Source organism: Noviherbaspirillum phoenicis (genome assembly GCF_047237965.1).
Taxonomy (GTDB): Bacteria; Pseudomonadota; Gammaproteobacteria; order Burkholderiales; family Burkholderiaceae_D; genus Noviherbaspirillum_A.
In genome coordinates, this window is record NZ_JBDFLX010000001.1 from 474,357 (window position 1) to 485,891 (window position 11,535).

The window sequence follows — 11,535 nt, forward strand, 5'->3', positions numbered from 1 at the left end:
ACGAGAACAATAACTATGGTAGGTCAGCATCAATGAGCAGTCCGCACAAGGAAATCCACTTCGAGACCGACATTGTCAAGCATCTTGCCTCTCATGGTTGGCTCGAAGGCGATCCCGCGAAGTACGACCGCGAGTTGGCTCTGTACCCCGAGGATGTCATCGGATGGATCAAGGATTCACAGCCGAAGACTTGGGAGAAACTCAAGACGGCGAACAACGGCTCCACTGAGAAGACGCTGCTCAATCGCCTGACTCAGGTTCTGGACAAGGAAGGCTCGTTGGCGGTCTTGCGGCAAGGATTCAAGGACATCAGTTCGGGCAAGATCGACATGTGCCAGTTCCAGCCAGCCCAGGCGATCAATCCAGAGACACTAGAGAAGTACCAGCACGTGCGGTGCCGTGTCGTTCGTCAGGTCCGGTACAGCCTGTCGAACGAAAACTCCATCGACTTGGTCTTTTTCATCAACGGCATCCCGGTTGCCACGGCTGAACTGAAGACTGACTTCACCCAGTCCATCGAGGATGCCAAGAACCAGTACCGGTTTGACCGGATTCCCCGCGAGCCAGGAGCCAAGCGTGAGGAGCCGTTATTGGCATTCAAGCGGCGAGCATTGGTTCATTTTGCGGTATCCACAGATGAAATCTGGATGGCTACGGAACTCAGAGGGAAGAGCACTTACTTCCTGCCCTTCAACCTTGGGAATAACGGCGGAGCTGGCAATCCTGCTAATCCTTCGGGTTACCGGACGGCGTACTGGTGGGAGCGGACGTTGCAGCGCGATGCCTGGCTCAACATTGTTGGAAGGTTCGTCCATCTGTCCCGTGAAGAGAAAAAGAATGACGAAGGCAAGAAAATCGTCACGGAGCGACTGATCTTCCCTCGGTTTCATCAATGGGAAGCCGTTACAAAACTCCTGGAGACCGCCAAGGATGAGAAGGCTGGACAGAAGTACCTCATTCAGCATTCTGCCGGATCGGGCAAGACGAACTCGATAGCATGGCTGGCACATCAGCTATCGAACCTGCACGGCGATTCGAATGCCAAAGTGTTCTCCTCGGTAGTCGTTATCACCGATAGGACAGTCCTCGACCAGCAGCTTCAAGATGCCATTTACCAGTTCGAGCACAAGCAAGGGGTTGTCTGCCGGGTTACCAATGAGGGTGTGAAGTCAGCTCAATTGGCCCAGGCACTGAAGGATGGTGTTCCGATTATCATCGTGACAATCCAGACCTTCCCATTTGTCCTGGAAGCGATCCAAGCCGATACCTCATTGAAGAACCGGACGTATGCAATCATTGCCGACGAAGCCCATTCATCCCAGACGGGCGCGACAGCAAAGAAGCTGAAACAGGTACTGACCGCAGAACAGATCGCAGAGGGTGAAGAAGTTGGCGTGGATGATCTGCTGGTCGCAGAAATGGCGGCACGTCCTCAACCCAAGACCCTTAGCTATTTTGCATTTACGGCGACACCCAAGGCGAAAACCCTGGAGTTGTTCGGGCGCGTTCCTGATCCATCCAAGCCTCCCTCCGAATCCAATCTTCCTGCTCCATTCCACGTCTATTCCATGCGTCAGGCCATTGACGAGGGCTTCATTCTGGATGTGCTGAAGAACTACACACCCTACAAGGTAGCTTTTAAGCTGGCCCACAACGGCAAAGACTACGACAGCGAGGAAGTCGATCAAAGCCAGGCCATGAAGTCACTGATGGGCTGGGTAAAGCTCCATCCCTACAACATCTCTCAGAAGGTTCAGATCATTGTTGAACACTTCAGGGCGCATGTGGCATGGAGACTCGAAGGCAAGGCGAAGGCAATGGTCGTCGCGTCCTCCCGCAAGGAAGCCGTCCGCTACAAGCTGGCAATCGACAAGTACATCAAGTCCAAAGGCTATAAGGACTTAGATACGCTGGTGGCGTTCTCTGGAGAGGTCATCGACCCAGAGAGCAGACCTAGTCCCTTCACTGAGCCAAACATGAACACTGGACTCAAGGGGCGTGATCTTCGGGAAGCCTTCGATACAGAGGAGTTCCAAATTCTACTGGTAGCCAACAAGTATCAGACCGGCTTTGACCAGCCCAAATTGGTTTCTATGTACGTCGATAAGAAGCTGGCAAGTGTCGCTGCCGTGCAGACCCTCTCAAGGTTGAACCGAACCTATCCCGGCAAAGATCAGACCTTCGTGATCGACTTCGTGAACGACCCAGAAGAGATCAAGGCAGCATTTCAGCCCTACTACGAGACAGCCGAGCTAATGGATGTCTCCGATCCTAACTTGATCCATGACCTCCAAAGCAAGCTCGACGCTTCCAAAATCTATACGCCGGAAGAAGTCGATGGGTTGGTGCTTGCGTTTTTCAAAAAGAACCAGAAGGACATGCAAGCCAAGGTCGCCCCTGCCGTTGACCGCTATCGGGTTCGCTTCGAAGAGGCTGTTGAAGCCGACGACAAGGAAGCTATCGATGAGCTGCTGATTTTCCGTAAGGACGTTGGGGGCTTTATCCGCGCCTATGACTTCTTGTCCCAGATTGTTGATTACGCCGATACTGACTTGGAGAAGCGTTCGATCTTCTTCAAGCACCTCCTGCCGTGGCTGAAGGACGAGCGCAGCCGGAAGTCGATTGATCTCTCCGGGGTCAAGCTCACCCATTACAAGCTGAGTGAAAAGGGCAAGCAGGCGATCAAGCTGGAGCAAAACAGCGATGAGTACAAGCTCCAGCCACTCACCAGCGTAGGTTCAGGCCAACCTCATGATCCAGACGTTGTCCTGCTAGGAGAGATAATCGCCAAGATGAATGACCTGTTTGAAGGCGATCTGACGGACAACGATCTACTTGCATTGGCGAATCACGTGGGCGGCAAGATGATGGAAAGCGAAATGCTTGAACAGCAGGCGGCTGCGAACTCCAAGGAACAGTTTGGTGCGAGTCCCGACTACAAGGCTGTGATGATGGAATCCGTAGTCGATGGCTTGGACAAGTATCAGGAGATGGCTAAACAGGTGCTGAACAAGTCGTCCGTGCAGGAAGGACTTGCCGAGATTCTTTTGGAGCTAGTGTATTCAGGTTTCGCAAAGAAACGACATGGTGCCTTGGAGATGAGCAAATAATGGAACTAGAGCAAAACGAGGTTCGGCAGTATCAGTACGGCATTGTGCAAGTACAGAACTTGGCAAACCATATCAATGCCTCCTCTGATTGTTATCCTGAGACGGCACCATCAGAACGAGCAGCTATTTTTCGCTATCGCCTTATGGATTTGATTGGCTTGGTTGAGTTAAGTCCTCAGGAAAAGTGTATTGAACTTCAAATGGCATTAGACTTTTGCTCGATGCAGTCTGAAATGAAAAAATAGGAGATCAGCCTCCAGTTTCTCTAGACGCGAGCCTCCCAGAGCCGTACTCTGGGAGAACAATCGGAAGTACGGATCAATGGAATCTGGACGGCTCTGAAGGAAGCCGCTAAGGCCGGCCTGTTTAAGTTGTAAATTGGAAATAGTTATTCATCAAAAACATAATATTTCCGCCCATTGATTGGGCGAGAGGACAATCGTTTCCGGTTCTTGTTGCTGCTACCTGCGTTCCCTTTGTCATAATTCGACAAATTTCCGGCTTCTTTGTCAGGAAATGTCCTGCGAACATCGGCTGTCGAAAAAATCTTCGGTACAGTCTTTTCTTCAATAGCTTGCTTTAGCCTGTTTATGAACGGCTTTTTGACAGAGAATTTGTTGACTAGCGGCATATTATGCTCCTCATGCAAAGCGTCCATCTATTAGACACTTCAAAGATCAGCAGGTTTTAAGCTAAAGCAGAGTTTTTGTAGTCTCTGCAACGCGTTGACTCTATACGGGAATCCCCAGAGATCCTCCATAGGTTACCTGAGAGAGGGCCTCAGCTTTCTGCTTGACGCTGGCTCCTGAGGAATAAAGCCCATAGGTAATCCGTGGTTTGTCATGGCCTACGATGTCCGCCGTGGTGTTCTCGTTGACTCCTGCTTGCTCTAGCTGGCTGACTACGGTTTTCCTGATGGAGTGGAAGACATGCTGCTCTCCGAAGCCCAGCTTGGTTTTCAGATGCCCAAAGCGTTTTCCCAAAGCAGCACTGCGTTTTCCAAAAGATCCTTCATCTGTGCCGGGGATAATGAATCCATCCTTGCTAGAGGCCCTCAGACGGTCCATGAGAGGCTTTAGGGCAGGGTGGAGAGGAACCTCACGGATACCGGCAGCAGTCTTACTATCAACGATCCTGAGGCCTTGCTCTGATACATGCTCAGTCTTGACCTGTCCCAGTTCCTCAATCCGACAGCCGGTATAGGCAGCACAGGCAATGAGATCAGCGAGAGGTTGGTCTTTCTTGTCGAGTGCAGCCTGATGCAGCCTGGAGACTTCCTCAGCAGCAAATGGAACCCATGCTCTCTGTTTGACGGTCTTAGCCGTGGATGTCCTAGCGAGGTTCTTGACTGTGAACAGAGGGAGCAGGTCAGTCCCGTACTTGTCATCCATGTAACTGATAAAGCTACGGATGAATGTGAGCCGCAGGGAAATAGTCTTGTCTGAGAGTTCCTTCTCCGTCCTCAGCATGGAGAGGTAAGTCTTCACACTGTTCTTGTCAATGTCTGCAGTGGTCTTGAACTTCTCGCAGAGATCCTTCACAGCGTTCTTCTGGAGAGCCTGAGTCTTGGGATTCAGGTGCTTGATTGTTTCTGTCCAGTCATCGAAGTTAGCCGTGAGAGGCTGCACATTATGGAAGATCACCCCTACAGCCTCTTGCGCCGCTTGAACTCCCTCCTTGACCGCCAGCTTCTCAACCCATTCATAAGCAAGGCCCTCAGCTACCTCTTTGCTTATCTCATCCGTAGTCGTCTCGATAGCCTTGCGCCACTCTATGACCTCCCAGAGAATCCCGTTGGCTGGATCATAGGTCCCCTTGGCTTGCTCTAGCTGGTCTTTCCATCGTGCAATGACAATAGGGAGACGTTTCTCAGCCACTCGCTGTTCTCTAGTCTCCAAGGACTGGATGAACCGTGCCTTGTTATCAAAGATTTGGCGTAGTGCTTTAGGGATTTCAAGGACTGCATAGAATCCTTGTCGGCGCTTCTGAAGATACTTGGGAAGTGTCATGTGGCAATCGGGGAAAGTATTAACCACACACATTTACCACACACGTTGTCTTTTGGAAAGCAATTAAATTCAATAACTTATTGACGAATATGGGTATCTTGTTTCCCATTCGCAAAGTCCCACCCTTTCCGCCAAGGATCAAGAAAGTCGCACTGAACAAGCCCCGCCGAGCGGGGCTTTTGTTTTTCCGCGCCGGATTCTTCTGCAACCAAGTACCAGCCCGCGTTGTGTCTGTTCCTTTGCCTCTCCGCAATCGCCGGCACACTCCTACAGGCTTTGAAGTGTTTTTCTGACTGAACCTCCGGTCGATATTGTCTACTATGGATTCGTCTCCTCCTCCGTCCCCCTGGATGGATTTGGCCCGCACCAGGTGCGGGCCTTTTTCGTTGGAATCGGTAGTTGGCGTCAATTGTTCAAAGTCAGGTGCCGTTCGCCGAAACACAGGTACATTTCGAAAACCATGAACAGTCGTGATGTCTCTTTCAAGGAACGCGTGGCAAACAGGCTTCGGTACCTGTGGCGGCTGGCTATTCCCTTGTGGAAATTTCGGGACGCCAACCGGGGCACGATCGAACAGCGGATAGCAAATTACCGGTTCAACCGTGAAATGCGCAACATCCTTCCCTTTTTCATGCTCAAGTGGGCAGGCATCGCCCTGTGCCTGATGAAGATGACCGAACTGCTGTCCGGACTCATGCTGAGCAATGCGGCCCAAAGCACGGATCACCTGTGTGCCACGCTGCTATGCATGGGAGCCGGCATTGCCTTTGCGTTCGCCTGCATCGTGCTGCTAGTTCTGACCACCAGCTATCTTTACCTGAGTTGCGTGGAGCGCTAAACCCGCAACGGCGCCGCAGCGCCAATTTACTGCGGCGCCACATGAATGTGATAAAGGCCCCACGGACATAGGCCAAAACGCTGGTTCAGCGGCTTTGCGGCCATCTCGGGAAAGCGGTCGGCGTCATAGACAGCCCACAGCGGACCCAGCCCGCCCAATGCCATGGGCTGCTCATCGAGCCGGGTGGCGACGATGAAGCGGTACTTGCGCAGATCGCTTGCCTCGACCCTCACTGCATAGCCATCGATTGCCCGCAACAACACGCTCGCATCGGCGGCCGCTCCGGCGGCCTTCAGCACGTCCACCATCGCCGGGCCTGAGAGTCGGTGAGCCTTTTCATCGTATTCGATGACCGGGGAAATGGTGTGCCGCGGGAGTCTGTCGAGCGCTGCGAAGTCAAAGGTCCATGCCCGGTCGAAGCTCAGCTTCTGCTTGACCATTAACTGGTCGAGCGCGGGATCAAGGGCGCCCCGATTGGCTCTGGTGATTGCGCCGGTCACGGTTAGCAGCGCAGGGCCGCCGGACTGTGTCGCGCTTGGCTTTGCATGCGTAAATGGAGAAAGAACCGCGGCCGCTGCGGCGGCCGTCGTATGCAGGAATACGCGTTTTTTCATTTGGGGAAAGGAACAATCTAAGAGGTATCAATCTTCAACATACTGGGCGCCGGCCAGCATGGCAACCCTCCCATGCAGCGTGCCTTGCAAGTGACTTTCTATCGTCGCCAAATCAGCCTTGTAGCTTTCTTCACTGCTTTCAAGCCACATCATGCGGCGGAAGACGGCGCGCGCCCTGTTTGCGGTGCTTGTATTCGGTGACTGGATCTGGGTTTTTGTCGAATGCTTGGACAGAGTGGTGACGAAGGGGAAGAGCGCGGCCGCCTTTAACTCGCCATTGACCATGCCCTGGTTCAGATAGATATCATATTCCGTGTCCACCGGGATTCCTGCTTCCAGATAGGCCAGCAGTTTGCCCCGGGAGGCACCGTTGACCACGTATGCAGTCGTCCCGACAAACGAAATCCTGGACAGATCCAGCGGGATGACCATGCGTTTTTCCATTAACTGACTCCGATTAAGCGCAAGCATCATCATGATGTCCATTTGCAGAGGGTTGATATCGGTAAAGAGCAGGTCCCATTGCGCACTGCCGTTTTCAGCCAGAACGCCTTCAATGACTTCCATGCTGGTCAGCCCGAATTGCGCATCGTCCTCCAGCACCATGAATGATCGGCCATCGTCCGGCTGACGTTCTATGACGCGTTGATGACTCAGGAAACAGCCTTTTTCACGCCAGCTGCGTTTGCCAGGGATCGCATTTTTTTCGGCCGTCGCTTCGTCAAGAGCGGCAAATCGCTTCAATTCCCAGCCTTCACGGCGGCACCTTGCGAAGTTGGCTTCCAGAGTAGACCGACGCTCGACGGCATTGTCCAGGTTGATGTAATGGCATTCCATAGAGAAGTCGCCTTATGTGAAGTGGTGGGCGAGTGGGTGCTGAGGATAGAACTTGCTCGCCTTCAAGGTTACTAGTTGAGTAACGCCGTGCCGAATGTTGCTCAACATCAATCAAGCGGTCGGCCATGCTTAGTGTTTGGAACCCCTTCCTTGATCGCCCTTTTCTGGAAAGACAAATGGATTCAAACCTGCCTCATCGGAACCTCTCCGCGGAAGCACCCGAATACACCGCCGAATGGTTTAATGCCGCCCGTCCCGTATGGGACAGGCTGTTGCCGCAATTGGATGCGCGGCTGGTACTGGAGATCGGTTCTTATGAAGGGGCGAGCGCGTGCTACCTGATCGATGTGCTAAGCCAGAAAGCGCCCCTGGAAATCCACTGCATCGATCACTGGAAAGGCGGCATCGAACATCAAACCGCTGCCGTCGACATGGCCCAGGTCGAGCAGCGTTTCCTTCGTAATACCGCCATCTCGATCGCTAATGGCGCATTCCCGGTCGACATGCATATCCACAAGGGCAGTTCGGAAAGCTGCCTCGGCGCCTTGCTGAGCCGGCAGCCCAAGCCGCAATTCGATTTCATTTACGTCGATGGCTCGCACCAGGCAGCCGACGTGCTGCTTGACGCCAGCATGGCATTCCGGCTGCTCAGGGTCGGCGGCATCATGGTCCTGGACGACTATCTCTGGCATGAGACGCTGGCGGGAAACAGGGACCCCCTGGCGGTGCCGAAGATGGCGATCGATGCCTTTATCAACTGTCATTTCAACCGGCTGCGCATGGTTTCAGCGCCGCTGTATCAGGTGTTCCTGCAGAAGCTGGTCGAATGATCCGGCGCGGAGCAGCTGGTTCCGACTGACTGGGCAACCGGTCGCAGGGCGGCGGGCTAGAATGTGCGGTAAATCGCGGCTGGTCCTCATGCTGCGGCACCGACAAGGGAGAGCAAGCAGATGGCAGGCCCGCTGGATGGATTGAAAGTGATTGAAATGGCCGGTCTCGGCCCTGCGCCGTTTTGCGCGATGATGCTGGCCGACATGGGTGCCGACGTGGTGCGCATCGAGCGTCCCGGCGCCACCAGCGTCACCGGCACGAACGGCGCATACGATGTCCTGTCGCGCAACCGCCGCATCCTGAAGCTGAACCTGAAAGAGGACGCCGCACTGGAAAGCGTGCTGGCGCTGGTGGAGCGGGCCGACATTCTCATCGAGGGATTCCGGCCGGGCGTGATGGAACGCCTGGGGCTCGGGCCGGAGATCTGCCTCTCGCGTCGCCCCTCTCTTGTGTATGGTCGCATGACAGGCTGGGGGCAGACCGGTCCGTTGGCCCATGCCGCCGGGCATGACATCAATTACATCGCCCTGAGCGGCGCACTGCACGCGATAGGCAGGGCAGGCGAACCGCCGGTAGTGCCGCTGAATTACGTCGGCGACTTTGGCGGCGGCGCCATGATGCTGGCCTTCGGCCTGCTCTGCGCGTTGCATCATGCCCGGCTCACCGGGCAGGGGCAGGTGGTCGATGCCGCCATGACGGATGGCGCCGCGTTGCTGTCGGCAATGATGTACGGCATGCATGCGGCCGGTGTCTGGAGCAACCGGCGCGGTGAAAACATGCTCGACGGCGGCGCCCATTTCTACGGCACTTATGCCTGCGCCGACGGGAAATACGTATCGGTTGGCGCGATAGAGCCGCAGTTCTACACGCTGCTGCTGGACAAGGCAGGCATTGCCGATGCCGCGTTTGCCGACCAGAATGCCCTGCGGCACTGGCCGCAGCTCAGGGAACGCCTGGCGCAGATCTTTCTCACCAGGACCCGGGCCGAGTGGTGTGCGCTGCTGGAAGGCAGCGATGCCTGCTTCGCGCCGGTGCTGGACTGGGACGAAGCGCCGCTGCATCCCCATAACCAGGCACGGCAGACTTTCGTGACGGTGGACGGCGTGCTGCAGCCGGCGCCTGCGCCACGCTTCAGCCATACACCCCCGGCCACGCCCGCGTATGCGGCAGCTTCTTTGGATGACAGCGCCGGCATCATCGCCGATTGGGGCAGGGCGGACCTGAACGGAAACAAGACCGGGGGCTGAGCGGTCCCGGCGGCATGCATGCGCAGGCTCGATGCTGTCCTTTGGACTCAACACAAGCAGTCAACACAAGGTCTGGCGTAGCATGCGCAGTAACGATTCCCGATGGAGCGCTCATGAAATTACGTACGCTGCTGCTGTTGCTGCTATTGCTGGCCATTACCCTGTTCGTCGCATTGAACTGGCCGGTCATCATTGCGCCGACCACCCTGTCGCTGCTGGTGACGACGGTGGAGGCGCCCCTGGGCTTGATCATGCTTGGCATGCTGCTCTTGCTGACCGGTGCATTTGTCGTTTTCGCCGGTGTCCACCAGACCGCGATTCTGCTCGAGGCGCGACAGCAGGCCAAGGAACTGCAGGCGCAGCGCAAGCTGGCCGACCAGGCCGAGGCATCGCGCATTTCCGAACTGCATCAGCTGCTCACCGCCACGCTGCAGAAGATGGATCAGCAGACGCAGGAAAACCGCCTGGCTACCCACGCCCGCATCGATGCGCTCGAGCAGAACCTGCGCGCCGCCCTCGCTCAGGAAACCACCACGCTTTCCGCCTATATCGGGGAACTGGAAGACCGGCTCGAGCGCGGCGCGGCGGGCATCCAGCCGCTGCGTGGCGGCTGAGTCGCGGCATCAGCGTGGCATCGGTGCGCCAGCTAACCGACACCGGCAAGCCGGGCCAGTATGTTGGTCGGCGGCCGGCTTTTCAGACGAAAAGCCGGCGAGTCATCCGTTGTGGAGAATGAAAATGCAAAACCCTTCCGAAAACATTCCGCTGATCCAGATGCAGCAGGCCGAAAGCGGCCATTGGCAGGTCAATCAGGTAGGCCTGACCGAACCGCTGGCTTCCTTTGCGGAGATGGAAGCCGCAGTCGATTATGCGAGCGATTTTGCGCAGACCAGCGGTGGTCGCATCGTCCAGCACCTTGACTAGGAGCCTGCGTGGCAGAAGGCCTTGATGCGAGACGTTCGAAAAACGAGGGCGACTTGGTAGCAGCGAAACGCCCGGGGGGTAAGGCGCTGCTTTGCCGACCCCCTGGGCGAGGGTGGTGATGTCAAAGCGCACCGTTTTCCCGCGCATTGCAGCCGACGACCGTTCTGCCGCGCAAGGTCCCGGGCCAGTGGCGCAGGGCCGTCCCGGGCTGCGCGCCATGCTGGAACTGGTACGAGACGCGGTGTCGGCCTGGAGTCGTGACTATGCGCCCAGCATGGGGGCTGCGCTGTCGTATTACACGATCTTTTCGATTGCCCCGCTGCTGCTGATCGTCATTTCCATCGCCGGCATGTTCTATGGCGAGGAAGCGGCACGCGGCGCCGTGTTCTATCAGGTCAGGGACCTGATGGGCGACGGCGCCGCCGTCGCGCTGCAAGGGCTCCTGGCCAGCGCGCGCAAGCCGGCCGAGGGCATCGTTGCGGCTGTCATCGGCGTGGCGCTGCTCGTCGTCGGCGCAAGTTCGGTGTTTGGCGAACTGCAGAGCGCGCTGGACAGGATATGGCACGTCCCGGAACAGGAAAAATCCGGCGGGCTGTGGAAGCTGCTCCGCACTCGCCTGGTCTCCTTCGCCATGATCATTGGCATAGGCCTGCTGCTGATCGCCTCGCTGCTTGCCAGCGCCATGCTGGCGGTGCTTGAAAAATGGTGGGGTACGCTGTTCGGCGCCCGTGCGCTGCTGGCCAGCGCACTCAACATCGGCTTGAGCTATCTGATGATCACCGTGATGTTTGCGATGATCTACAAGATCATGCCGCGCGTTCGCATCGCCTGGCGCGACGTCTGGACTGGTGCGGCGATCACTTCTCTGCTCTTTACGGCAGGGAAGTATGCAATTGGCCTGTATATCGGCACCAGCGGTGTCAGTTCCACCTTCGGCGCCGCCGGCTCGCTGGTTGTGATCCTGGTATGGGTGTACTACTCGGCGCAGATTTTCCTGCTGGGCGCCGAATTCACCTGGGTATACGCCCACCGCTACGGCTCCCGCCGTTCCTCTCGATCCACCTGAAAAAACGTACTCCGGCACCCGTGCGCCAGCTCCCGGTGCTGCTCGCATGGGCAGCACGG

12 protein-coding genes are annotated in these 11,535 nt (G+C 56.2%); 8 read left to right on the plus strand and 4 right to left on the minus strand.

Translation table 11 applies throughout. The annotated features are described in order from the left end of the window. Positions 1-32 precede the first annotated feature (32 nt). Both ABC383_RS02160 and ABC383_RS02165 read left to right on the plus strand, forming a co-directional pair. Entirely contained in the window at positions 33-3,110 is a 3,078-nt protein-coding gene (locus ABC383_RS02160) for a type I restriction endonuclease subunit R (RefSeq protein ID WP_413011545.1), read from the plus strand. Continuing rightward, positions 3,110-3,355 carry a hypothetical protein gene (locus ABC383_RS02165; RefSeq protein ID WP_413011547.1) on the plus strand — a complete coding sequence of 82 codons (246 nt, stop codon included), beginning with the start codon at positions 3,110-3,112 and terminating at the stop codon, positions 3,353-3,355. Before ABC383_RS02160 ends, ABC383_RS02165 begins: the two co-directional genes overlap by 1 nt. A gap of 143 nt (positions 3,356-3,498) precedes the next feature. Here the strand turns inward: ABC383_RS02165 and ABC383_RS02170 are convergent, their stop codons facing one another. Continuing rightward, positions 3,499-3,741, minus strand: coding sequence for a hypothetical protein (locus tag ABC383_RS02170; RefSeq protein ID WP_413011549.1), 243 nt, complete (start codon positions 3,739-3,741; stop codon positions 3,499-3,501). A 100-nt stretch (positions 3,742-3,841) separates the two neighbouring features. Beyond that, positions 3,842-5,119 carry a tyrosine-type recombinase/integrase gene (locus ABC383_RS02175; RefSeq protein ID WP_413011551.1) on the minus strand — a complete coding sequence of 426 codons (1,278 nt, stop codon included), beginning with the start codon at positions 5,117-5,119 and terminating at the stop codon, positions 3,842-3,844. A gap of 460 nt (positions 5,120-5,579) precedes the next feature. Between ABC383_RS02175 and ABC383_RS02180 the strand changes: the two genes are divergently transcribed. Beyond that, complete coding sequence (locus ABC383_RS02180) at positions 5,580-5,957, plus strand: hypothetical protein (protein WP_413011553.1); 378 nt, start codon at positions 5,580-5,582, stop codon at positions 5,955-5,957. Positions 5,958-5,983: 26 nt separating this feature from the next. On the opposite strand, the gene ABC383_RS02185 is transcribed toward ABC383_RS02180, so the two are convergent. Continuing rightward, a complete protein-coding gene (locus ABC383_RS02185; protein WP_413011555.1) occupies positions 5,984-6,571 on the minus strand; it encodes a putative pterin-binding protein in 588 nt (195 codons plus the stop codon). Between the two features lie 27 nt (positions 6,572-6,598). After that, on the minus strand, positions 6,599-7,408 hold the full coding sequence (locus tag ABC383_RS02190; RefSeq protein ID WP_413011557.1) for a glycosyltransferase family 25 protein: 810 nt from the start codon (positions 7,406-7,408) through the stop codon (positions 6,599-6,601). Positions 7,409-7,584: 176 nt separating this feature from the next. Between ABC383_RS02190 and ABC383_RS02195 the strand changes: the two genes are divergently transcribed. From ABC383_RS02195 to ABC383_RS02215, 5 genes are all read left to right on the plus strand, one after another. Continuing rightward, positions 7,585-8,238 carry a class I SAM-dependent methyltransferase gene (locus ABC383_RS02195; RefSeq protein ID WP_413011559.1) on the plus strand — a complete coding sequence of 218 codons (654 nt, stop codon included), beginning with the start codon at positions 7,585-7,587 and terminating at the stop codon, positions 8,236-8,238. 120 nt (positions 8,239-8,358) lie between these two features. Continuing rightward, on the plus strand, positions 8,359-9,486 hold the full coding sequence (locus ABC383_RS02200) for a CaiB/BaiF CoA transferase family protein (protein WP_413011561.1): 1,128 nt from the start codon (positions 8,359-8,361) through the stop codon (positions 9,484-9,486). A 113-nt stretch (positions 9,487-9,599) separates the two neighbouring features. Continuing rightward, entirely contained in the window at positions 9,600-10,100 is a 501-nt protein-coding gene (locus ABC383_RS02205; RefSeq protein WP_413011563.1) for a LapA family protein, read from the plus strand. A 124-nt stretch (positions 10,101-10,224) separates the two neighbouring features. Further along, positions 10,225-10,410 carry a hypothetical protein gene (locus ABC383_RS02210; RefSeq protein WP_413011565.1) on the plus strand — a complete coding sequence of 62 codons (186 nt, stop codon included), beginning with the start codon at positions 10,225-10,227 and terminating at the stop codon, positions 10,408-10,410. 118 nt (positions 10,411-10,528) lie between these two features. After that, the gene (locus ABC383_RS02215) at positions 10,529-11,476 is read left to right on the plus strand and encodes a YihY/virulence factor BrkB family protein (RefSeq protein ID WP_413011567.1); all 948 of its coding nucleotides are present in this window, start codon (positions 10,529-10,531) and stop codon (positions 11,474-11,476) included. The last annotated feature ends 59 nt before the right edge of the window (positions 11,477-11,535 follow it).

Excerpts from the sequence above, each read along its gene's own strand:
- ABC383_RS02210 (WP_413011565.1), top strand. The coding sequence starts at position 10,225 with ATGCAAAACCCTTCCGAAAACATTCCGCTGATCCAGATGCAGCAGGCC.
- ABC383_RS02215 (WP_413011567.1), top strand. The coding sequence starts at position 10,529 with ATGTCAAAGCGCACCGTTTTCCCGCGCATTGCAGCCGACGACCGTTCT.
- ABC383_RS02160 (WP_413011545.1), top strand. The coding sequence starts at position 33 with ATGAGCAGTCCGCACAAGGAAATCCACTTCGAGACCGACATTGTCAAG.
- ABC383_RS02185 (WP_413011555.1), bottom strand. The coding sequence starts at position 6,571 with ATGAAAAAACGCGTATTCCTGCATACGACGGCCGCCGCAGCGGCCGCG.
- ABC383_RS02170 (WP_413011549.1), bottom strand. The coding sequence starts at position 3,741 with ATGCCGCTAGTCAACAAATTCTCTGTCAAAAAGCCGTTCATAAACAGG.
- ABC383_RS02165 (WP_413011547.1), top strand. The coding sequence starts at position 3,110 with ATGGAACTAGAGCAAAACGAGGTTCGGCAGTATCAGTACGGCATTGTG.
- ABC383_RS02190 (WP_413011557.1), bottom strand. The coding sequence starts at position 7,408 with ATGGAATGCCATTACATCAACCTGGACAATGCCGTCGAGCGTCGGTCT.
- ABC383_RS02205 (WP_413011563.1), top strand. The coding sequence starts at position 9,600 with ATGAAATTACGTACGCTGCTGCTGTTGCTGCTATTGCTGGCCATTACC.
- ABC383_RS02195 (WP_413011559.1), top strand. The coding sequence starts at position 7,585 with ATGGATTCAAACCTGCCTCATCGGAACCTCTCCGCGGAAGCACCCGAA.
- ABC383_RS02175 (WP_413011551.1), bottom strand. The coding sequence starts at position 5,119 with ATGACACTTCCCAAGTATCTTCAGAAGCGCCGACAAGGATTCTATGCA.
- ABC383_RS02200 (WP_413011561.1), top strand. The coding sequence starts at position 8,359 with ATGGCAGGCCCGCTGGATGGATTGAAAGTGATTGAAATGGCCGGTCTC.
- ABC383_RS02180 (WP_413011553.1), top strand. The coding sequence starts at position 5,580 with ATGAACAGTCGTGATGTCTCTTTCAAGGAACGCGTGGCAAACAGGCTT.